Genomic DNA, 23,478 nt, shown 5'->3' on the forward strand with positions numbered 1-23,478 from the left:
AGGTTTTTTATGAAGGGAAATAATGAAAATAAATTTAATTTAGATACAATGAACACCTTTGAAATTCTTAAGAAAGTGAATGATGAGGATAAAAAAGTAGCTATAGCTATTGAAAATGAGCTAAGTAATATAGAGAAAGCCGTGGAACTAATAGTTGAAAGCTTTGAAGATGGTGGGAGGCTTTTTTATATTGGTAGTGGCACAAGTGGAAAATTAGGAGTAATGGATGCATCAGAATGTCCTCCTACATTTGGTACCGCGGATTCTATGGTTCAAGGAATTATTTCTGGTGGAAAAGAGGCAATAAGTGGATGGCTTGAACATACGGAGGATGATCCAGAACTGGCGATTCTAGATTTAGAAAAGGTAAATATAAATAAAAAAGATGTAATAGTCGGCGTAACAGCTAGTGGTAATACCCCTTATGTTGTACGCGCTATGGAATACGCTAAAGAAATGGGTTGCAAAACTATAGCACTTATATGTAATTCAAAGGGCAAAATCAAAGATATTTGCGAAGTTACTATAGATATAGAGGTTGGATCAGAATTAATACTAGGATCAACTAGAATGAAAGCAGGTACTGCACAAAAAATGGTTTTAAATATGTTAAGCACTGTGGCCATGATAAAACTTGGCAAAACTTATACTAACTTGATGGTTAATGTACGACCTATTAATAAAAAGTTACAACAACGTGTACGCGAAATAGTAAAGCTTGCCACAGGTGTGGATGATGCCCTAGTGAATAAAAATCTAGAAATCTGCGAATATGACCCTAAAGTGTGTATTGTTAAAATTAAAAAAGATGTAACCCTTAAAAAAGCAAAAGAAGCCTTGGAAAAGACCAAGGGAAATGTAGCTAAGGCATTAGCAACATTATAATAATTATATTCAAATATTTGATGAGGTGATTAATATTAAAGCTATAGTTAATGGAAAACTTATTATGAGAGATAGAATAATTTATGATAGTGTAATAATTTTCGATACAAAAATTATAGACATTATAAATAATGATAACTTCCTTCAGTATAAAAAAGAGTATAAGGAAGAAATACTAGTGATAGATGCTAAGGGTAAATATGTATCACCTGGCTTTATTGATATTCATATTCACGGCTCCGGAGGCTATGATACCATGGATGCAACGGCTACGGCATTGAGGGTTATAAGTACTACAATAGCTGAAAATGGAGTAACATCTTATCTACCTACTACAATGACTATGGACTCAATTAGTATATATAGTGCGTTAGATGCTATTAGACAGGCAATGTCATTAGAAAATGAAGGGGCAAAGATTCTAGGGGCACATATGGAGGGACCTTTCATAAATGAGAAGTACAAAGGGGCTCAGAAGGCGGATAATATTATAAAGCCCAATTATGATATTATAAAGGATTATTTAGATATTATTAAAATTATAACCCTTGCGCCAGAAAAGGATGAAAATCATAGTTTTATAAAAAAAGTAAAAAGTAATTCTAAAATTACATTATCAGTAGGTCATTCAGATGCAAGTTATGAAGAGGCTGTACGTGCTATTGAGGATGGCATAACACATGCGACTCATACATTCAATGCTATGACTCCCTTAAATCATAGAAAACCAGGAATTGTAGGTGCAATTTTCACAAATGATATAACATGCGAGCTAATAGCGGATCTAATACATGTTCATCCAGCAATTTTTAAGATGCTCATAAATATCAAACATAAAGATAAAATGGTACTTATAACAGATTCTATGAGAGCTGGATGTATGAAGAGTGGCAATTATGAGCTTGGTGGACAGAAGGTAACAGTTGAAAATGGAGCTGCAAGACTTCAGGATGGAACACTCGCAGGTAGTGTTTTAACCTTAAATAAGGCTGTTAAAAACATGTTAAATCATAGTGATTTAGAAATCTATGAGGTAGTGGCAATGGCATCGCATGTTCCGGCAAAGGTTATTAATATGGATAATAAAAAGGGCAGGTTAGAGGCTGGATTCGATGCAGATATAGTTGTTTTTGATAATGATATAGATGTATTTTTAACAATAGTAGAAGGCAAAATAGTTTACGAAACTCAAAAGTAAAATTTTGAGTATTATTATAAGGTGGTGCGAATATGAGAATATTAGTTTTAGATAATTATGAAGAAATGAGTAAAAAAGCTGCTTTGATGATTGCAAGCCAAGTTATGTTAAAGCCTGATAGTGTATTGGGCCTAGCTACTGGAGATACTCCACTTGGCATGTATAAGGAATTAATTGCGTTGTATAACAAAAAAGAAGTAGATTTTAATGAGGTCAGAACTTTTAACCTGGACGAATATTATGGAATTAATAGAGAAGATCCTCAAAGCTACTATAATTATATGATTAATAATTTGTTTAATAGTATAAATGTAAACGTAAAAAATATTAACGTGCCTGATGGTATGGCAATGGATATTGAGGCTTCATGCAGAGGCTATGAAAATAAAATAAAAGAAGTTGGCGGCATAGATATGCAGATCCTTGGTATAGGTGGAAATGGGCATATTGGATTCAATGAACCAGATGTAACCTTTGAGGCAGAAACGCATTTAGTTAATCTTAATGAACAAACAATAGAAGCTAATTCTAGGTTTTTTAAGTCAAGAAAGGATGTACCAGTAAAAGCGATAAGTATGGGAATAAAGACAATAATGAACTCTAAGAAAATTATTTTACTTGCTAACGGCTTAAATAAGGCTGAAGCTATAGAAAGAGCTGTTAAAGGTAAAATAAATCCTAATATGCCTGCTTCAATTCTGCAGCTTCATAATGATGTAACAATAATTTTAGATAAAAAGGCTGCTAGTAATTTATAAAAGTAAAACACCTATACTAGATATTAAGCTAGTATAGGTGTTTTATTTAAATTATATATTTATTCTAGTATGCTTATGCTTTAATTAAATTAAAGCTTTCAATTCATTATGTTCGTATAATAAATTATAACAATAAGTTATTATATCACTTCTTTTAATTATTCCTATAAAAACACCATTATCATCTACAACGGGGACAAAGTTTTGATCCTTCGCTAGTGATATTAAGCTCTCTATATCTGCACTAATTAATACTGCTTTGTTAGAGATATGCCTTGGGATATCTTCAATTAAAATTTTATTTGTATCATTAAAACTTAAATTTGGAGTATTCTTTAGTTTCCATAATAAATCACCTTCTGTTAAAGTACCTACATAATTACCTGTTTCATTTATTAAGGGCACAGATGTGTATCTGTGGTACTCCATCCGTTCTAATGCTTGCCTCATTGTAGAGCTTGGTTTTTCATAAACAAGTTCACTTTTAGGTGTAAGAAAAAATGCTATGTTCATACTTTACCATCCTTTAAAGATTTATATTTTGGGTTGTTAGATATCTTACAATATTATTATAACATGTTTAATAGAGTTATTTATTAATAATCTATTAAACATATCAGTATCTATCAAAATGTTGTTAAATACATTTTGGTATATTATAATATATAAAAGAATATTTACCATAATAGGCTGTTGTGGTAATGGTATGGATAGCTGGAAAAATTAAGGAGTGAGTGTATGATCAGTTTTTCATCTGTTGAAGAATATAAAAAGGCTAGCAAATTGGCTAAAGTTAAATATCACATGGACATATCAAGAGGGGCTTCTGGCCATATATTATCCTTAGATAGTATTTTAAAAAAAATAGATATAGTAGCGGAAGTCCCTTTAGGAATAAAAAGCATTCCATTAAAAAAAATAATAGGATCCTATTTTTATACAAGGAGTAGGGATTTTGCAACGAACTTTCTTCCTCTAGCTAGTATTGATAGCGAATTCTCTATGAAATGGCAAGCGGTCTATGCTCATCACATTAAAGATGGAATAATTGACCCTGTAAAAATTTATGAGTATATGAATGAATTTTATGTTATGGAGGGAAATAAGCGTGTAAGTGTATTAAAATACGTGGATGCCTATGCGATAGAGGGCGATGTTACTAGGCTAGTTCCTAAAAAGGATGAGAATGATTTAAATAACATAATATATTATGAATTTTTGAACTTTAATAATGAGACTGGGATAAATGCTATTTGGTTTTCCAGGGAGGGTAGCTTTACCGAGCTTTTGAAGTATTTGGATGGATATAATCCGAAGCTTAACTTATTTTCAAATAAATACGAGCATTTTTTAAAAAATGTTTATTCACCTTTTAGAAATACCTTTTACGAATTAGGTGGAGATAAATTAAATATTACCACTGGAGATGCGTTTTTAAAATATATAAAAATTTATGGAATCTCAGACGAATTCATAGAAACAAAGAGAAAATCAAGGGTTCGTAAGTTCTTAGGAGAACTTAAAATACTTTCAAGAAACAATGCAGTAGAAATCCAAACGGAACCTTTTGATGTGCGCAGGAAAAATGTTATTACTTCATTTACAAATTTAGTAGGCCCACATAAAAAATTAAGAGTAGCTTTTATTTTTGAAAAGACTATTGATACATCAGGTTGGAGTTATGTTCATAATCTAGGAAGACTGTATGCACAAAATGAATTAGAAGGTGAAATAGAAACTTTTGTTATAGATAATTTTCAAACTGAGGGTGATAGTTATGAAAGATTAAGGGAGTTATGTGAAAAAGATTATGACATTATATTTACTACATGTCCATCTTATCTTAATATAACTTTGAGGGCGGCTTTAAAGTATGACAATATTAAATTTTTTAACTGCTCTCCCGTAAAGGCTTTTAGAAATGTAAGTACTTATTTTGGGCGTTCTCATGAACCAAGGTTTTTACTAGGGCTTATTGCCGGGGCTATTACAAAATCAAATATTATAGGATATATAGATATTTATAATGAAACAGAAGTTATAACGGGGATTAATGCTTTTTCATTAGGTGTTAAAACTGTAAATCCGAATGCGAAAGTTATGATTTCTTGGCTTAATGAAACAGGGGATATCAATCATTCAAAGGAATTAATTCAAGGGCTTCAAAGGCTCGGTGCAGATCTCATAATGCAAAATGACCTAACAGCTTTAGGTAAGGGGTCAAGAGATTTTGGACTATATTCACTAAAGTATAGTGAAAAAGAGGATAAATGGATACCGGAAGTGAATTATGCTTTAATTACATGGGATTGGGGACAGTTCTATGAGAAAATACTTAGAAATATAGTAAATGGTAGTTTTAAAGGTATTTTTAGTACTGAATCTAAACGAGTAAGTTTTTGGTGGGGGATGGACTCGGGACTTGTGGATATTATATATTCAAAACATAATGTACCAATTCAAACTCAAAAATTAGTAGTTATAATGCGCGAATTAATTATTGAAAACAGATTCCACACTTTTACTGGTCCGGTGCACGATACAAAAGGTCAACTTAGGATAAATGATGGTGATATAGGAAACTACGAGGATATGTTATATATGGACTGGTTTGTAGACAATGTTGTAGGAAAACTTCCGGTGGAGGAGTAGAATAATCAGAAGATAAGTAGGTGATTAAAGTTAAAGTTCTATTAGTTTCAGATATAGAAGATAGTTACATTTGGGATCATTTTGATTGTGAAAGGTTTAAAGAAATTCAGATGGTAATTTCATGTGGAGATTTAAAAGCAGATTATTTAGAATATCTAGCGAATATGATTAAAGCACCTGTATTTTATGTTAACGGTAATCATGATATATCATATTTAGAAAAACCACCAGCTGGATGTATCCCTATCGATGATAAGATAATAGTATATAAAAATATTAGAATACTAGGTCTTGGAGGATCTATTGACTATAATAAAGGCCCTTTTCAATATTCTCAAAAGGAAATGCAAAAAAGAGTTTCGAAATTAAAATTGTGTTTATGGAAGAATAAAGGGTTTGATATATTAGTCACCCATTCACCTGCAAAAGGTATGGGTGATGGAAAGGATCTTTGTCATCAGGGATTTGAAGTATTTATCGATATTTTAAATAAATACTCTCCGAAATATTTCTTTTACGCTCATCAGCATTTGGTCTATGGGAAAGGTGATAGAAAAATGATTTATAACACCACCACTCTTATAAATGCATTTAAATATCATATTATTGAAATATAAAGAGCTCATGGGCAATGGTTTTGCCCATGCTCTTTATATTTGTTTTATGGAGTAGCGGATATTTTCTTGATTTTTAAGAAATTTAATTTAGTTTCTGTTGTTATAATTGCAACAAATATAATTAAACATCCTAAAATCATTTTTGATGTAAATATCTCATTAAGCATTACAACAGATAAAATAGAACCGAAAACAGATTCTAAACATAAGATAATAGCAGCATGAGTAGAAGTGGTATATTTCTGAGCTACATTTTGTATAATAAATGCAATCATTGTGCTAAAAATTGCTAAATAACTAATTGCAAGTATTGTATCTGAATTTAATGATTGTGGCATTGGTTCATAAATTAAAGCGGCTATAATTGAAAATACTGCAGCGGCACCTAACTGTATTATTACAAGTGATATAGCATCAACTTTTTCAGTGAAAAATCCAACAGAAACTATATGAGCTGCAAAAAATACTGCACATAATAGAGTTAAACCATCACCCAGTCCAATACGTATACCTCCATCTAAGGTTAGCATTCCTATTCCAACAAAACACAAAAATGCAGATATTAATGAATATGTATCTGGCTTTTTTTTGCTAATTATCCAATAAAGGAAGGGCACAATAACTACATTAGTTCCAGTTAAAAAAGCATTTTTACCAGCAGTTGTATATTTCATACCAATAGTTTGAGCAGCAAAGCCTAAAAACAAGAGAAGTCCAACCAAAGTACCAACCTTAAGTTCATTTTTAGTAATAAGTTTAACCTTCTTTCTGAAAATTAAAAGCATAATAATCGCAGAAATACTAAAACGCATTGCCATAATATAAAAGGGTGTAAGACTATCTAAAGCACCTTTTACAGCTATAAAACCACCGCCCCAAAAAATTGCAACTAAAAGCAAAGACATATCGGCAAGGATACTCTTTTTTTTGTCAGTAATTTTCATGGTTATCACTCCTTCAATTTGTATGTGTAATACTAAGGTTAAGCGATTTAAATTTTGTGAAATTACTCAAATGTCAGTTGATAAATTATATGTTCCAATAAATTTATTTTACCATAAAAGTAAGCATTAACCTATAAATTATATCGTAATAAGTGATAATTCAATTTTTTTCTTAAACCATTCTATAATCATCAGCTCCATATCAGGTTCACCCTTTCTAGGATATTTTTTTATTTATTGACATTAATAATTAACATATTTATAATTAAATAAAACAGAGCGAAATAGTAAGAATTAATATATACAGTTAGTGGATTCTTTAACGATATTTAGAGGAGAGAGATAAAAGCATGGAAATATATTTAGATAACAGTGCAACTACTAAGCCTTATGAAGCAGTTATTGAGGATGTATGTAGTACTATGAGAAATTATTATGGTAATCCATCTTCAGCACATAGTTTGGGGTTTAAGGCAGAGCAAAAACTTAGAGAGATAAGGGTAAATATTGCGAGTAGCATAAATGCTAGCAGTGAGGAAATAATATTTACATCAGGAGGAAGTGAAAGTAATAATTTTCTTATAAAGGGGTTTGCTAAAACATCTTCAAATATAATAACTACTAAAATAGAGCATCCAAGTGTATTAGACACATTTAAGGCGTTAGAAGATTTAGGAATAAAGGTTACTTATATTGATGTAGATGAAAGTGGTAGAATTGATATAGAAAATCTTATAGACAGTATAGATAAGAATACTCAAATTGTTAGCGTAATGCACGTTAATAACGAAGTAGGTGTAGTGCAGGATATTGAGCTTATAGGAAAACGAATTAAAGAGAAAAGTAGTAGGGCTAAATTTCATGTGGATGCAGTACAAAGTTACGGAAAGATTCCTATTGATGTACAAAAGTGTAATATTGATTTACTATCGACTAGTGCACATAAAATACATGGACCACGCGGAATTGGATTTGCATATATACGGAAAGGACTTATACCGGGTAGCTTAATAAATGGGGGAGGACAAGAAAGAAATTTAAGATCTGGTACAGAAAATCTTGCTGGAATTGTGGGATTTGGAACTGCAGTAGAGACTAGCTGCAAAAATCAACATGAGAATTTTAACAGTGTTTTAGAGGTAAAGAAATATTTTATAGAAAAACTGTCTAAGTTAGATGATGTTATAATTAATAGCAAACTAGAAGATCATTTTATACCGTATATATTAAGTGTTTCATTTAAAGGGATTAAAGGAGAAGTATTACTTCATGCATTAGAAGCAAAAGGGATATATGTGTCTACAGGTTCAGCATGTTCTTCTAAAAATCATAAAAGTAGTGAAATATTAAAGGCACTTGGAAGAAGTTTAGAGGAGCAAGGTGGAACTATACGGTTTAGTTTTTCAGAGTGCAATAATAAGGATGAAATAGACTATGTTATAATCGAATTAAATAAATCACTAAAGTTTTTAAGAAAGATGAACAAAAGATAATGCATTACAGAAGGAGTGTCAAAAGATGAGAAAATTAATTTTAGTAAAATTTGCACCAGAAATCTTTTTAAAAGGGCTCAACAGAGGTAAATTCGAAAAAAAACTTAAAGACAATATAAAAAATGCTATAAGAGACTTAAATTACGAATTTGTTGAAGATCAAGGAAGATGGTTTATATACTCAGAAATGATGGAGGGAATTATAGAGAAGGTTAAAAATGTTTTTGGAGTAATGGAGGTTTGCGTAGTTACACAGGTTGAAGCTTCTATGGAGAGTATTGAAAAGCAAGCACTTTTAGACATGATAGAAAGCGCCGCTAAAACTTTTAAAGTAGAAACTAATAGAGCAAACAAAAAATTTAGCCCAGGGTCTATGGACGTAAGTCGAAAAGTAGGGGGTTATATATTACAAAATAACGAAGACGTAAGTGTAGATGTACATAATCCAGAGTGTACAATAAATGTTGAAATAAGAAATATGGCATACATTTATGCTAAAAGAATAAAGGCAGTGGGTGGATTACCTTATGGAATGAATGGTAGTACTATGCTTATGTTATCAGGAGGTATAGACTCACCTGTTGCAGGCTACATGATGGCAAGACGTGGGGTAGAACTTCATGCAGTTTATTATCATAGCCATCCGTATACTAGTGAAAGAGCAAAGGATAAGGTAAAGCAATTAACTAGTATTTTAAAAGAATACACCGGTAAATTGACTTTGTATGTTGTACCTTTTACTGAAATCCAGATGCAAATTATAGAAAAGTGTAGAGAAGACGAATTAACAATAATTATGAGAAGATTTATGATGAGGCTTGCGTGTGCTCTAGCCGAAAAATATGGCATAAATTCAGTAACTACAGGAGAAAGCATAGGGCAGGTAGCTAGTCAAACTATGGAGGGACTTGTAGTAAGTGATGATGTTTCTGATAGACCAGTGTTTAGACCACTGATCGCTATGGATAAAATAGATATTATAGATGTGTCAAGAAAAATAGAAACTTACGAAACCTCTATTTTACCTTATGAGGATTGTTGTACAATTTTTGTTCCTAAACATCCAAAAACAAAACCAAGGTTAATTGAGATAATTAAATCTGAATCAGTTTTAGATATTGATAGTCTAGTTGAGAAGGCTATTTTGGATATGGAAATTTATAAATAAATATATTTATGTTAGTTAATCAATCATGTGTATTAAATTAAATAAAGTGTTAATAATAATATAATAAACACATATTGAAGGGGTGATTAACATAGCTAAAAAAGGTACAGAGAAAAAATCAGGTTCTAAGGATACTAAAGATAAAACTCAGAAAAAGAATCAAAATGGTAACACAGTTAAATAAGAAGTAATATAAAAAACTAAAGATGTAATTGCAAAAAATAAGCTAACAAAATGATTTATCACTTTGTTAACTTATTTTTAGTTTATAGAAAATTAATATAACTTGATCAGAGGACATTAAAAGCTGATTTTTATTAAAAATGTTAAAAAAATGTTGAAAAAATTAATAATGCATGATATCATGTATATATAAGACGATAATGAGTGTGAATCATCGTGTAAAAGTTTACACTGAAAACTAATTTAATAATTAAAATTGCGTGTTACTGATACAATCAGGCATGAGCAAAAGTTGTTATAATATTATGGCTACATTTAGGTGAAGCTATAATATTATAATGACTTTGCTCATGTTTTTTGTTTTTGATACATGCCACAAAAGAGAGGGGAATATAAATGAAAAAAGCTTTTGGTGTTTTACAAAAGGTAGGAAAAGCTTTAATGCTACCAGTAGCGCTATTACCAGCTGCAGGGTTACTGCTTGGATTCGGTAATATGTTTCAAAGTGAACAATTTTTAGCAAATGCACCGATATTTAATGCTGGTTGGTTCCAATTAGTAGCTAAAATTATGGAACAGTCTGGCGATGTTATTTTTGGTAATCTTGCATTATTATTTGCAGTAGGGGTTGCGGTAGGTCTAGCCGAGGGCGAAGGAGTTGCAGGACTTGCAGCAATAGTTGGGTTCTTAATAATGAATAAAACTTTAGGTATTGTCTCAGGAGTCACTCTAGATTTAACAGTGGGTCATGCACATCCAGAGTTTGCAAACGTATTAGGAATTCCAACACTTTCAACAGGAGTATTTGGCGGTATTATAATAGGTATTGTAGCGGCACAATTATATAAAAAATATTACAACATTGAGTTACCTTCTTACCTCGGATTCTTTGCAGGTAAGAGATTTGTACCTATAGCTACAGCAGTAGCTGCAATTGGAATAGGTATTGCAATGAGTTTTGTATGGCCTCCAATTCAACATGGTTTAAATGTCTTCTCAAAAAGTATGATTGAGGCTAATCCAACAGTATCAGCCTTCGTATTTGGAGTAATAGAAAGATCATTAATTCCATTTGGATTACATCACATTTTCTATAATCCATTTTGGTATCAATTTGGTGAGTATATAAACAAAGCTGGTCAAGTAGTTAACGGAGATCAAGCTATTTTTATGGCTCAGTTAAAAGATGGAGTATCATTTACAGCAGGAACCTTTATGGCCGGTAAATTCCCATTTATGATGTTTGGGCTTCCAGCAGCAGCACTTGCAATGATTCATGAAGCAAAACCTGAAAAAAGGGTGTTAATAGCTGGTATTATGGGGTCAGCAGCTCTAACTTCTTTCTTAACAGGTATTACAGAACCAATTGAATTTTCATTCTTATTCGTAGCACCAGTATTGTTCGGAATTCACTGCGTATTTGCAGGATTATCATTTATGACAATGCAGCTTTTAAATGTTAAAATAGGAATGACATTTTCAGGTGGACTTATAGATTACTTGTTATTTGGTGTAATTCCAAATAGAACAACTTGGTGGTTAGTAATTCCTGTAGGATTAGCATTAGCAGTGATTTACTACTTCGGCTTCCGTTTTGTTATAAGAAAATGGAATCTTAAAACTCCAGGTCGTGAAGTAGATGAAGAAGAAGGCACAAGTACTACAAAAACTAATCTTAAAGGTCAAGAACATGCAATATTAGTATTAAAAGCATTAGGTGGAAAAGAAAATATAACAAATTTAGATGCTTGCATTACTCGCTTACGTGTAAGTGTTGTAGATGCTAAAAATGTTGATAAGGCAGAACTTAAGAAATTAGGAGCTGCGGGAGTTCTTGAAGTTGGTGACAGCATTCAAGCAATATTTGGAACAAGAGCAGAGCATATAAAAACAGAGGTTAAAGAGGTTATAGCTAAGGGTTTAGATAAATAATATTATAACTTCAATTAAAAATAAATTTTAACACAAAAAACATTAGATAAGTAATATACTTATCTAATGTTTTTTTATGCTTATACTGAACTGTATTGCTTTCTAGTGTTTATTAATAGATAATATATTAATATTAAGGCTAGTATCATTAAGCTCAAATTAATGGAAAATATAGTTTTATTATAGATTAAGCATTCACCAATAAATCTTGAATATAAAACCACATATGAGATCCATGCACTAGAGCCTGCGAGAATACTAATTTGAAGATTTATATTTATAAAAAAATATGGTAAAGTTGTAAAGAATAATAAAAAAAATATTTAAAGGTAAAGCCCTAATTATTCAATTATGAATAATTAGGGCTTTATAGTATAGTAAAACTATTTAGATTTTGGTTTATGTTTAAAAATATTAAGTTTAATAGTGAAATGTTTATCTAAATACTCGTTTAGTCCTTTGTTCATACAAAACCTATAAGCTGCAAGACTAATGAAAGACCATAGTATAGCGATAACCCATCCACCAAGCACATCTGTTGGATAGTGAACACCCACATAAACCCTACTAACTCCTACAAGAATTAAATATGCGAATATAAAACAGCTAAGTAGATAGGCAATTTTTTTATTCTTCATTCGCTTAAGTATAAAGTAAATAAGAACAATACCAATAGCTGTAGAAATCGAAGAATGGCCGCTAGGGAAACTATAGCCATCAGCTTCAACTAATCTTACTCCCAGGGGTCTAGATCGTTGTACAGTGTTTTTAAGCATCAAATTGGTAAAGCCAGTAATTCCAATATTAAATACACAGCAAATGGCTTCCAATTTGTTGTTCCAAAGATATAATATAATAAAAACCAATAGGGTTATTAAAATCTGTAATTCAGGGTCAGAAGATTTTGAAACAGCAATATAAAATTGATTCCATCCCAAATTTATAGAAGTTGCTAAATAATAAAGCATGTTAATTTAATCATCCTTTCTATATTACATTGAACATTAATATTCATTCGATAGTTAATGTATAAAATTCCAATTAAGTCATAAGCATCAGCTAATATTATATCAAAATTTACAATTAAAAGCTACATTTATATTATTTGTTAACACAGGAGTAAGATATTATTCATATTTTACAATTATAGAATTGTAAAATTGAATATAAACGCAAATCAATATATTTTTATTGAAAAACAATAAAAATATATTGATAAATAACTCGTATAGTAGTAATATAGAATTTGTAGAGAGTTGAAATGCATATCAGGGAATATGTTTGAATGCAGGATAGAACATTAAAATTGCGGGGGGTACTTATAATGGAGAAGAGGTTTGTGCAAGCTATTATTATAAAAGATAATAGGGTTCTTATGGCATATGGTCATAAAGAAAATAAAGAAGATATTAATTTTTTTGTAAAAGGAGAAATTAATGGATGGGAAAGTGCTGATAATGCAATTGGACGCGTGATTACAGAGGAAATAAATATGCCTTATAAAGTTGTTTTTAAACTTAATACACAGTCTTGTTTATATACAGAAACTTATTTAGTTAATATAGAAAGTGTAAGTGATAATTTTGATTTTTCAATAAAAAAAATTGAAAAATCTGTAGGTAATTTAGATATGGATGGTCTAAAATGGATTTCTTTATCTGAAAAAGAAGAATTTCGTAGAAGTGATATAAATTATTTGAGAATTTTATTGGAAGAATGTATAGAGCAAGATTATAGTGAAAGTTGGTTAAAATCAGTGGAAGACTTGTTGTTTTCTTATCCAGATTATAAGTATAATAATATGCAACTATTAAAGAAAAAACGTATGAAGGAAATAAAAAACATAGATTCCCAAATTGGTATACATGAAAAAATATATACTATGGGCATTGCACTTATTTTATCAATAATTTGTGAAAGATTTTTTAATGGTAAACAAATTGGTGTTTCTATTCCTATTTTTTATATTATGTTCATGGGATTTTTTTTATGGAGTGTAAGAGAAAAGATTAGGATTAAAAATAGTATTGGATATATTACCATTATTCCTACATTGCTAATAGCATTAAATTATTCTATTCACTCTAATAATGTTTTGAACTTGTTTAACGGGATTATGATATTGGTACTTGCTGGAGTAAGTACAGTATTAATTAGGTATGAGAATATAAAATGGGATAGTGCAGATGTAATAAAGAAAGTGATTAGCATAGGCATTAAAGCTATTGTAGAGAATGCTTGTAAGCCTTTTACATTTAGTAAATGTAGTATAACTACGAGAAATAAAAAAGAAATAAGTTCTACGAAGAAAAATATATTAAGAGGAGTAATTATTTCTATCCCATTATTAATTGTTATTTTAGTTTTATTAACATCAGCAGATATGGTATTCAAGGACTATGTAACCAATTTTTCAATTGGAATTAAGGATATAGACGTAGGTAAAATCATAGGCAGTTTATTAGTTATTATCATAACTTTCATAATTATATTTTCATATATATGGAGCTTTAAATATAGCTGTGATGGGGGCAGAACTAAAAATAAGGATATACAATGGGAGCCAGTTACTGTTTTAACAATCATTTTTATGATAAATATAGTATATCTTTTATTTTCAATAGTACAGTTTTCTTATCTTTATGGTGGAGGGGATAATTTTCTTCCTCACGAATTTACTTATTCAGAATATGCAAGAAAAGGGTTCTTTGAGCTTGTGGCTGTTACAATAATTAATTTTACAATATTACTAAGCAGTATGAAATTTATTAAAAAGGACAATAAGACAATAAATATAATATCCAATGTATTTTTAACCGTGCTTGTAGCATTTACATTAAACATGCTATTTTCAGCTCATTATAAGATGTCTTTATATGAGCAAACTTATGGATTTACCTATTTAAGGATTTTCGTTCATATATTTATGCTGATGTTATTTATGTTATTTATAGTAGCGGTAATTGGCATTTGGAATAGAAGAATACCACTTAATAAGATTTTAATAGTAATTGTTTTGAGTATGTTTATATTAGTGAACTATATTAATGTAGATAGAATAATTGCTGAAAAAAATATAGACATATATTATAAAACTCAGAAAATTGATGTACAATATCTAAAAACTTTATCATATGATGCTATTCCAGAGATATTAAGACTAAAAGATGATTCTAACGCTTTCATTTCTAGTGAGATAAATACTTATATAAACAATATGAAGAAAGAGTTATTAGAAGGCGATTCCTGGTATGAATTTAATTATTCTAAATATAGAGCTAGAAAGGTTATAGAGTAAAAGGTGGTAATGTAAATTGAAAAAAATAAGAGAAAATTTATTAGGGGTTTACGACTTGATGTTAGCAGTGGGCGCTATTTGCATTGGAGTAATGATGGTAAGTTCAAGTGATGGAATATTTATTGAGTATCCAAAAGAATGGCTATCAAAAGTTCCATTTGATAGCTGGGTTACTCCTGGTATTATTGCAATCCTAGTATTTGGACTCGGAAATATTATAGCAGCAATCTTTAGTTTTAGAAAAGGAAATAGTAGGTCATGGGTTGTGTCTGCTGTAATGGGTGGGATATTAATTATGAGCCTTATTGCTCAAGTATTAATTTTAGGAGAGACGTACCTGGCAACTGTTGGATTTATGCTTTTTAGTATAATTCAGTTATGTTTATGTTGGTATGTTTTTGATGGCTATAGTAAAAATTTAATATAATAATTAAAAGAATATTTTAGTAATAAATAGCAGGATAGTTGCTTATATATTTATAAACCAAGAAAAAATTACTTTGGGGGGAATTGTAATGGATAGAGAACATTTACGTAATAGTGGATTTGCAACTAAAGCTATACATGGAGGCAATAAGAAAGATCAATATGGTGCATTGGCTACTCCAATACATCAAACAGCTACTTTTGTTTTTGATTCAGCACAGCAAGGTGGAAATAGATTTGCAGGAACGGAAGATGGCTATATTTATACAAGACTTGGGAACCCTACTAATACAGTTTTAGAAGAAAAATTGGCCATGCTTGAAGGTGGAGAAGCTTGTATGTCTATGGCATCAGGCATAGGAGCTATATCTTCAACTATGTGGACAGCGTTAAAGGCTGGAGATCATATAGTTGCAGCACAAACGCTTTATGGCTGTACTCATGCATTTTTGGCTCATGGTATTTCTAGATATGGTGTTGAAGTTACTTTTGTTGATGTTTCAAATCCAGAAAATGTTAGAAATGCTATGAAAGAAAATACAAAAGTTATTTTCTTAGAAACACCTGCAAATCCAACATTGCTTATAACAGATATTGAGGAAATATCAAAGATTGCCCACGCACAAGAAAATTGTATGGTTATAGTGGATAATACATTTAGCACTCCATACATACAAAGACCATTAGAACTAGGTGCAGACGTTGTAGTACACTCTGGAACTAAATTTATAAATGGGCATGGAGACGTAATTTCTGGTTTTGCTGTTGGATCTAAAGAATTTATTGACGGAGTTAGATTATTTGGTGTTAAGGATATGACTGGAGCTAGTTTAAGTCCTTTTGATGCATTTTTGATTATAAGAGGAATGAAAACACTAGAAATAAGAATGGAAAGACATTGCAAAAATGCAATGGCTGTAGCTGAATTTTTAGAAGCCCATCCAGCAGTAGAAAACGTATATTACCCAGGACTTAAAAGTTTTCCTCAATATGAATTAGCAAAAAAACAAATGGATCTTCCAGGCGGGATTATTGCTTTTGTAATAAAGGGTGGAATTGAAGAAGGTAAAAAGGTTATAAATTCCACTAAGCTTTGTAGTATAGCTGTTAGTTTAGGAGATGCTGAAACTTTAATTGAACATCCTGCTTCAATGACTCATTCACCATATTCACCAGAGGAAAGATTAGAAGCTGGTATAAGTGATGGTTTAATAAGATTGGCAGTAGGTCTTGAAAATGTTGAGGATATTATTGCCGATCTAGACCAAGCTCTTAATTTAATTATTAAATAGTAATTAGTATAGTAAATAAGTGAAAATAGGAATTATTATCTCACATGTTACCACGTAGATAATAATTCCTGTTTTTTTATTTTCTATTATCTGTTATTGTTAATCCATTCCATATAACATCAGTATCTTCATTTCTATCTTATATTAATTAAACCCTCTAATCATGCTTATATCGGATATTTTGATTGGGTGTTTTTGTTTGTTATTGTGGTTATTAATTTCCTTAAATGTTGATTTTCTTGAAGTTAGGGGGCCATAAAAATTTATTATTCCCCAAGATGCCAAAAATTTATTGTATTTAGATTTAATTGAAATTGTGATCAGTAATGCTCCTTTTTATATATTAATTCTAAATATTATATAATACATGTTAGAAAAATGTGATTTAATAATTAATTGATTTGTGAATTAAGACATAGAAGCCATGGAAAAAGTGTCATTCCTATAGTTGAATTTTTTATAATTTTTATAAAGGTTTGATTTCATAGCTATGCAAGGTTTAAAAATTGTTTTACCCTGGCATGGTTAGAATTAGAAAATAGTAATTCAGGAGTGGAGTTCGCTAGTATTTCTCCATTTTCCATGAAAATAATTCTATCTGATATTTCTCTTGCAAATTGCATTTCATGGGTAACTACTATGAGTGATATTTTATCAATGGCAAGAGATTTAATGACCTTCAACACTTCGCTGACTAGTTCAGGGTCTAATGCAGAAGTTGGTTCATCAAAAAGAATTAATTCTGGATTCATTGCAAGACATCTAGCAATTGCAATTCTTTGCTTTTGTCCACCAGAGAGAGTACAAGGATAAGAATTTATTTTATCTAATAAATCCACTTTTAAAAGTAATTTTTCTGCAATGTCTATAGCATCTTTCTTATCTATATTATTTACTATAATAGGAGCTTCAATTATATTCTCAAGAACGGTTTTATGAGGGAATAGATTGAAGTTTTGAAAAACCATACCTATTTTTTTAGCAGCATTAATTGATTCAATATTATTAATTTTCTTTTTAGATTCTGCAATAGTTACGCCATTAAATTCAATGAGTCCATTATCCATATGCTCAAGACCACTTATGCACCTAAGCAGAGTGCTTTTCCCAGAGCCAGAAGGACCGATAATTGATATTACCTCGCCTTTTTTCAAACTTAAAGATACATTCTTTAAAACCTGGGTTTTATCATAACTTTTATTTATTTTACATATCTTGAGTAAATCCATAGTAGCACCATCCTTTATTTATCACATTGTTCTTTATTCGTATATTGAATATTTTTTTTCAAGCTTTTTAAAAGCCAACACAATAAGAGAAGTAAAGATTAAATATATTATTGCGGCAATAAAAAAAGGAGCGATTGTAAAATCTCTAGTTACAATTTCCCTAGCAGCTCTTAGTAAATCTTGTAATCCAATTGCAGCTACTAAAGCGGTATCTTTTATTAGAGTAATCGCCTCATTACAAGTTGGTGGAATTATCCGTTTTAAGGCTTGGGGTAGTATTATTTTTGACATAGTTTGTCTATAATTCATGCCTAAGACTTTAGCGGCCTCGTATTGGCCTTTATCTATAGATTGAATACCGGATCTGAATATTTCTGTAAAATAAGCTCCGTAATTCAAAGAAAAGGTAAGAGCGGCTGCAGTAAAAGGAGAAAATTTAATGCCTATAATAGGTAACCCGAAATATGTAAAAAACAGTTGGAGAAGTAAGGGTGTTCCGCGAAATAACCAAGTATAGAGGTCCACAATCTTACTAAGTATTTTTAAATTTGAAACTTTGATTAGTGCGCCTATTATTCCAAGAGGCAAACAAAAGATTATTGTTGCAAAATACAATTCAATTGTAAAGAGGCTCCCTTTTAAAATATAAGTTGTAATGTCTATAAAATTAGCCAAATCTAACACTCCTTCAGAAAAAATTCATAATTATTATTTGATTATATCTTTGCCGAACCATTTCTTTGATATAGTATTGGCAGTTCCATCATTTTGTATTTCATCTAGTTGTTTATTTATTTCTGCAGTAAGGCTTGTATCAGTTTTTCTTATACCTACGCCATAATCTTCTACTCCTAGATTTTCATTAATAACTTTATAATCACCAGGTTTTTTACTAGCATAGTATCTTCCAACTACCTCATCCACTATAACAGCATCAATACGACCAGCGTTTAAATCGAGTAGCGCTTCTGTATTGTTTGAATATTTCTTGGCCTCCTTTAGTGAGTTAGTAAGTAGTGAATCTTTAGCAAGTGCAGCTTCACTGCTGCTACCCATTTGCAAACCTACAATTTTATCAGTTAAATCACTTTTTTTAGAAATAGTTGACTTGTTTTTTACAATAATTGTTTGCTTATTTTGAAGGTATACTTTAGAAAAAGCAATTTGTTCTTTTCTCTTATCTGTTATTGTTAATCCATTCCATATGGCATCAATATCTTTATTGTTTAGACTTAATATAATTCCGTCCCATTCTACTGGTTTAAAGGTTACTTTTACGCCCATTCGCTTGCCTACTTCTTTTGCCATATCAATGTCAAAGCCTACAATTTCACCACTTTTATCTCTAAATCCCATTGGTGGAAAGTTATCATCAAGACCAATTATTAGTTCTTTTTTGTCTTGTATATCTTTTAAAGAATTATCAGCTGTGGGGGTGTTTCCGCAGCCAGATAAAATAGCGGTTGAAAGTATTGCCACAATTAGTAAGTTAAATTTAATTTTCATTATTAACACTCCTTTATGAATTCTATAAATACAATATTACTTTATTACGTTAGTTATGTAAAGCGGTAAATTAAAGATTAATTAACTTATATATAAATATAAAATTATTACAAGATAAAAATTTATAAATTTTTTAGAATAGATGGGAAAATCATAGTAGTATAAATCTCTCTTCCAGTGGAAAATATAAATGAAGAAAGGGGAGTGTTTTAAATGAGTATAAAGCAGAAACTTACTAATGAGCAATTATCTTCAGTAGGAATTAAGAGAACTGATAATGACAAAGATATGCATACGAATGATGTAAATATTAAAAATAATGAAACAAGAAATAAAAAAAACAAATAAATCATTTAAAAGTGTTTATAGCTAATATTTTGATTAATTGTTTATATTTATAAGATTCGCTTGACATTAAAATAACAAAGTGGTATTCTTAAGTTGAAAATTTAATAGATCCTTCAGGGTAGGGTTAAATTCCCAACCGGCGGTATAGCCCGCGAGCCGAAAGGTAGATCTGGTTTAATTCCAGAGCCGACAGTAAAGTCTGGATGAGAGAAGGAGAATAATGATAAATATAGGAGATTTTCATTTATTAACTATGAAAAATAGTTAATACTGCTTTTATATTTTATTGTGAATATATTTAGTGAACAGCACCGGTAGGTGATGATTTAACTAGATATATAATTAGCTTATTGAGCCCTGAAAACTTTGTTTTCAGGGCTTTTATTATTTTAGCCACATATATGATTTTATTTGATCAAAGTTATGCATACTAAGAGAGAAATATTTATGAAGATTGGCACCAGAATTATAGAATTAGGGGTGATAAATTGGATAATTATTATATGAGAAGAGCACTTGAATTATCTAAAAAAGCGGTGGGGTTTGTAAATCCTAATCCATTGGTTGGCGCTGTTATTGTAAAAGATAATAGGATAATCGGTGAGGGGTATCATGAATATTTTGGTGGACCACATGCAGAAGTAAATGCTTTTAAAAATGCCAAAGAAAATGTAGAAGGTGCAACAATGTATGTAACTTTAGAGCCTTGCGCACACTATGGTAAAACGCCACCTTGCGCTGATGCTATAGTGCAAAATAAAATATCTAAAGTGGTAATTGGAATGATAGACCCTAACCCATTAGTTGCAGGGAAGGGAATAGAAATTCTAAGAAGTAGTGGCATAGAAGTAACTACGGGCATAATGGAAACTGAAATAAAGAAAACAAATGAAATATTTGTAAAATACATAACTCATAAAAAGCCATTTTGCATCATGAAAACTGCTATGACAATAGACGGAAAAATAGCAACTTCTATTGGTGAGTCAAAGTGGATAAGTAATGAAAAATCTAGAGCGTATGTGCATGAATTAAGGCATATGGTAACTGGAATTATGGTGGGAATTGGAACTGTCCTAAGTGATGATCCAGAACTTACTACAAGAAGAGAATGCATAATTAGCAAAAACCCAATAAGGATAATTATAGATAGCACAGCAAAAATACCAATAGATGCAAAGGTGTTAAAATGTGATGAAAAAACAAAAACTATTGTCGTTACAACAAAATTTGCGAAAGAGACAAAAATTGAAGCTATTAAACAAAAAGGCGCACAAGTTATTATAACGCCAAGTAAAAATAACCGAGTGAATTTAAACTATTTAATGAGAGTACTAGGTGATATGGGGATAGATAGTATTTTGATTGAGGGTGGCAGTACTCTAAATTATGCTGCATTAGAAGAAGGCATCGTTGATAAGGTTATTACTTTTATTTCCCCGAAAATATTCGGCGGAACAACAGGTAAGACTCCAGTAGGAGGACAGGGAATAGAACATGTAAGTGATGCTATATTGCTTACGGATACTGAAGTAACTAGATTTAACGAGGACATTATGATAGAAGGGTACGTGAATAGATGTTTACAGGGTTAATTGAGGAAATTGGAGAAATAAAGTCTATAGAAAAAGGTGCGAGGTCTGCGAGAATTACCATAAAAGCTACAAAGGTTATATGTGGAATAAAGATTGGTGACAGTATTAGCACAAATGGAGTGTGCCTTACCGTAACAGAATTTAATAAAAATAGCTTCAGTGTAGATGTAATGGCGGAGACTATAAGAAGTAGTAATTTAGGGAAATTGAAATCTGGTTCTCATGTCAATTTGGAAAGGGCATTAATGGCTAGTGATAGGTTAGGAGGCCATATAGTAAGTGGACATATTGACGGAATAGGAACTATTGTAGATTTTTGCATCGAAGAAAATGCCACTTGGGTGTCTGTAGAAACTACAGTGGATATATTAAAGTATATTGTACATAAAGGATCGATTGCAATTGACGGTATTAGTTTAACTGTAGCATATGTTGATGAAAACATTTTCAAAGTATCAATTATACCTCATACAAGAGGTGAAACTACTTTAATTAGTAAAAAAGTAGGTGACGAGGTTAACCTTGAAAGTGATATGATGGCGAAGTATATTGAAAAACTGCTTAAATATGGTGAAGCTCCAGAAAAAAAGAAATCTATTGGTATGGATTTTCTCGAAAAAAATGGATTTGTATAAGCAATCAGTTGTAGACACAGCAAATAACATTACATCGCCAAAAGTGATGATTACAGCACAAAGTGATAATTAAGGGGTGGAAAAATGTATAAATTTAATACTATTGAAGAAGCTTTAGAAGATATTAAAAATGGAAAAATGGTTGTTGTGGTAGATGATGAAGATAGGGAAAATGAAGGAGATTTAATTATAGCAGCCGAGAAAGCTACTCAGGAAAACATAAATTTTATGGCTAGGTATGCACGTGGACTTATATGCATGCCTATAGTTAAAGATAGATTAGATAAGTTAAATATAAATCAGATGGTGGTAAATAATACTGATGTGCATGGAACAGCATTTTCTGTTTCTATTGATGCTGTAACTACCACTACAGGAATATCAGCTGCAGAGAGGGCAACTACTATATTAAAGGTGATAGATTCGGAGGCTTCATCAAAAGATTTCAATAGACCAGGCCATGTATTTCCTCTAGCAGCAAGAGAGGGTGGCGTATTAAATAGGGGCGGTCATACAGAGGCTGCTGTTGATTTAGCAAGACTTGCAGGGTTATATCCTGCAGGTGTGATTTGTGAAATTATGAATGAAGATGGATCAATGGCTAGGGTACCAGAGCTTATGGATTATGTGAAAAAACATGATTTGAAAATGATTACCATAGTAGATTTAATTGCTTACAGGAGAAAAACTGAATGCCTTGTAGAAATGGTTACGGAGGCACAAATGCCAACTAGATATGGTGAATTTACTATCTATGGATTTGTTAATAAGATAAATGGAGAGCATCATGTAGCATTAGTCAAAGGTGATGTAAGAAGTAGTGAATCTGTACTTGTTAGGGTGCACTCTGAGTGTCTTACTGGAGATGCACTAGGCTCTATGAGATGTGATTGTGGAGAACAATATGATGCGGCCATGAAAGCAATAGCAAAAGAGAAAAATGGAATATTGCTTTATATGAGGCAGGAAGGACGTGGAATAGGGTTAATTAATAAGCTAAAGGCATACAATCTTCAAGATAAAGGAATGGATACCGCAGAAGCAAATGTAGCTTTAGGTTTCCCTGTAGACATGAGAGATTATGGCATTGGAGCTCAGATATTGGAACTATTAGGTGCTACAAAAATAAGACTCATGACTAACAATCCTAAAAAAATAACAGGAATTTCAGGCTATGGTATTGACATAGTTGAAAGAGTAGCAATAGTGATGAATCACAATGAAAAAGATAAGTTCTATTTGCAAACTAAAAGAGAAAAAATGGGACATTTACTTGACCCTGAACGAGTATAAGTGTTAAGCACATTCAAGTAAACAAT

21 protein-coding genes and 1 riboswitch are annotated in these 23,478 nt (G+C 31.0%); of the genes, 15 read left to right on the forward strand and 6 right to left on the reverse strand.

What is annotated here, in order from left to right:
- The first annotated feature begins 9 nt into the window (after positions 1 to 9).
- The 3 genes from murQ to nagB are packed head-to-tail and all read left to right on the forward strand — an operon-like array spanning position 10 to position 2,841.
- Positions 10 to 885: an N-acetylmuramic acid 6-phosphate etherase gene (murQ, locus tag KTC92_RS16880; RefSeq protein ID WP_216301967.1), complete on the forward strand. Its 876-nt coding sequence runs from the start codon at positions 10 to 12 to the stop codon at positions 883 to 885.
- Between the two features lie 34 nt (positions 886 to 919).
- Entirely contained in the window at positions 920 to 2,083 is a 1,164-nt protein-coding gene (gene nagA, locus KTC92_RS16885) for an N-acetylglucosamine-6-phosphate deacetylase (RefSeq protein ID WP_220286196.1), read from the forward strand.
- A 32-nt stretch (positions 2,084 to 2,115) separates the two neighbouring features.
- On the forward strand, positions 2,116 to 2,841 hold the full coding sequence (nagB, locus tag KTC92_RS16890; RefSeq protein ID WP_220286052.1) for a glucosamine-6-phosphate deaminase: 726 nt from the start codon (positions 2,116 to 2,118) through the stop codon (positions 2,839 to 2,841).
- Between the two features lie 84 nt (positions 2,842 to 2,925).
- On the opposite strand, the gene KTC92_RS16895 is transcribed toward nagB, so the two are convergent.
- Positions 2,926 to 3,354, reverse strand: a complete 429-nt coding sequence (locus KTC92_RS16895; protein ID WP_165411673.1) for a CBS domain-containing protein — start codon at positions 3,352 to 3,354, stop codon at positions 2,926 to 2,928.
- A 225-nt stretch (positions 3,355 to 3,579) separates the two neighbouring features.
- Here KTC92_RS16895 and KTC92_RS16900 point away from each other — a divergent pair, with 225 nt between their 5' ends.
- A complete protein-coding gene (locus tag KTC92_RS16900) occupies positions 3,580 to 5,493 on the forward strand; it encodes a BMP family ABC transporter substrate-binding protein (RefSeq protein WP_220286051.1) in 1,914 nt (637 codons plus the stop codon).
- 20 nt (positions 5,494 to 5,513) lie between these two features.
- Positions 5,514 to 6,110, forward strand: coding sequence for a metallophosphoesterase (locus tag KTC92_RS16905; protein ID WP_258280634.1), 597 nt, complete (start codon positions 5,514 to 5,516; stop codon positions 6,108 to 6,110).
- A 44-nt stretch (positions 6,111 to 6,154) separates the two neighbouring features.
- Here KTC92_RS16905 and KTC92_RS16910 read toward each other — a convergent pair whose 3' ends face one another.
- Positions 6,155 to 7,054 (reverse strand): DMT family transporter, encoded by a 900-nt coding sequence (locus tag KTC92_RS16910; protein WP_220286050.1) that lies wholly within the window; start codon positions 7,052 to 7,054, stop codon positions 6,155 to 6,157.
- 350 nt (positions 7,055 to 7,404) lie between these two features.
- Between KTC92_RS16910 and KTC92_RS16915 the strand changes: the two genes are divergently transcribed.
- The 3 genes from KTC92_RS16915 (at position 7,405) to ptsG (ending at position 11,830) form a co-directional block, all read left to right on the forward strand.
- The gene (locus KTC92_RS16915) at positions 7,405 to 8,547 is read left to right on the forward strand and encodes a cysteine desulfurase family protein (protein ID WP_216301971.1); all 1,143 of its coding nucleotides are present in this window, start codon (positions 7,405 to 7,407) and stop codon (positions 8,545 to 8,547) included.
- A gap of 25 nt (positions 8,548 to 8,572) precedes the next feature.
- A complete protein-coding gene (gene thiI / locus KTC92_RS16920; protein WP_216301972.1) occupies positions 8,573 to 9,715 on the forward strand; it encodes a tRNA uracil 4-sulfurtransferase ThiI in 1,143 nt (380 codons plus the stop codon).
- A gap of 579 nt (positions 9,716 to 10,294) precedes the next feature.
- On the forward strand, positions 10,295 to 11,830 hold the full coding sequence (ptsG, locus tag KTC92_RS16925; RefSeq protein WP_220286049.1) for a glucose-specific PTS transporter subunit IIBC: 1,536 nt from the start codon (positions 10,295 to 10,297) through the stop codon (positions 11,828 to 11,830).
- Positions 11,831 to 12,213: 383 nt separating this feature from the next.
- Here the strand turns inward: ptsG and KTC92_RS16930 are convergent, their stop codons facing one another.
- Positions 12,214 to 12,798 carry a phosphatase PAP2 family protein gene (locus KTC92_RS16930; protein ID WP_220286048.1) on the reverse strand — a complete coding sequence of 195 codons (585 nt, stop codon included), beginning with the start codon at positions 12,796 to 12,798 and terminating at the stop codon, positions 12,214 to 12,216.
- Between the two features lie 356 nt (positions 12,799 to 13,154).
- Here KTC92_RS16930 and KTC92_RS16935 point away from each other — a divergent pair, with 356 nt between their 5' ends.
- From KTC92_RS16935 to megL, 3 genes are all read left to right on the forward strand, one after another.
- Positions 13,155 to 15,128, forward strand: coding sequence for a DUF4153 domain-containing protein (locus tag KTC92_RS16935; RefSeq protein WP_220286047.1), 1,974 nt, complete (start codon positions 13,155 to 13,157; stop codon positions 15,126 to 15,128).
- Between the two features lie 16 nt (positions 15,129 to 15,144).
- Entirely contained in the window at positions 15,145 to 15,555 is a 411-nt protein-coding gene (locus KTC92_RS16940) for a hypothetical protein (protein WP_258280635.1), read from the forward strand.
- 88 nt (positions 15,556 to 15,643) lie between these two features.
- Positions 15,644 to 16,846 carry a methionine gamma-lyase gene (megL, locus tag KTC92_RS16945; RefSeq protein ID WP_216301978.1) on the forward strand — a complete coding sequence of 401 codons (1,203 nt, stop codon included), beginning with the start codon at positions 15,644 to 15,646 and terminating at the stop codon, positions 16,844 to 16,846.
- A 488-nt stretch (positions 16,847 to 17,334) separates the two neighbouring features.
- Here megL and KTC92_RS16950 read toward each other — a convergent pair whose 3' ends face one another.
- Genes KTC92_RS16950 through KTC92_RS16960 form a run of 3 tightly spaced genes read right to left on the reverse strand, consistent with a single transcriptional unit; the run spans position 17,335 to position 19,581 of the window.
- On the reverse strand, positions 17,335 to 18,075 hold the full coding sequence (locus KTC92_RS16950; protein ID WP_220286046.1) for an amino acid ABC transporter ATP-binding protein: 741 nt from the start codon (positions 18,073 to 18,075) through the stop codon (positions 17,335 to 17,337).
- 33 nt (positions 18,076 to 18,108) lie between these two features.
- A complete protein-coding gene (locus KTC92_RS16955) occupies positions 18,109 to 18,750 on the reverse strand; it encodes an amino acid ABC transporter permease (protein ID WP_220286045.1) in 642 nt (213 codons plus the stop codon).
- Between the two features lie 33 nt (positions 18,751 to 18,783).
- The gene (locus KTC92_RS16960) at positions 18,784 to 19,581 is read right to left on the reverse strand and encodes an amino acid ABC transporter substrate-binding protein (RefSeq protein WP_216301981.1); all 798 of its coding nucleotides are present in this window, start codon (positions 19,579 to 19,581) and stop codon (positions 18,784 to 18,786) included.
- 213 nt (positions 19,582 to 19,794) lie between these two features.
- Here KTC92_RS16960 and KTC92_RS16965 point away from each other — a divergent pair, with 213 nt between their 5' ends.
- From KTC92_RS16965 to KTC92_RS16980, 4 genes are all read left to right on the forward strand, one after another.
- Positions 19,795 to 19,929 carry a hypothetical protein gene (locus KTC92_RS16965; RefSeq protein ID WP_258280636.1) on the forward strand — a complete coding sequence of 45 codons (135 nt, stop codon included), beginning with the start codon at positions 19,795 to 19,797 and terminating at the stop codon, positions 19,927 to 19,929.
- Between the two features lie 105 nt (positions 19,930 to 20,034).
- Positions 20,035 to 20,148, forward strand: a riboswitch (FMN riboswitch).
- A 269-nt stretch (positions 20,149 to 20,417) separates the two neighbouring features.
- Positions 20,418 to 21,524, forward strand: coding sequence for a bifunctional diaminohydroxyphosphoribosylaminopyrimidine deaminase/5-amino-6-(5-phosphoribosylamino)uracil reductase RibD (gene ribD, locus KTC92_RS16970; protein WP_216301982.1), 1,107 nt, complete (start codon positions 20,418 to 20,420; stop codon positions 21,522 to 21,524).
- Complete coding sequence (locus KTC92_RS16975; protein WP_216301983.1) at positions 21,509 to 22,159, forward strand: riboflavin synthase; 651 nt, start codon at positions 21,509 to 21,511, stop codon at positions 22,157 to 22,159. The genes ribD and KTC92_RS16975 overlap by 16 nt, the downstream gene beginning before the upstream one ends.
- An 84-nt stretch (positions 22,160 to 22,243) precedes the next feature.
- A complete protein-coding gene (locus KTC92_RS16980) occupies positions 22,244 to 23,452 on the forward strand; it encodes a bifunctional 3,4-dihydroxy-2-butanone-4-phosphate synthase/GTP cyclohydrolase II (RefSeq protein ID WP_220286044.1) in 1,209 nt (402 codons plus the stop codon).
- Positions 23,453 to 23,478: the final 26 nt, after the last annotated feature.

It is taken from the genome of Clostridium sp. CM027, from assembly GCF_024730565.1.
Classification (GTDB): domain Bacteria; phylum Bacillota; class Clostridia; order Clostridiales; family Clostridiaceae; genus Clostridium_AD; species Clostridium_AD estertheticum_B.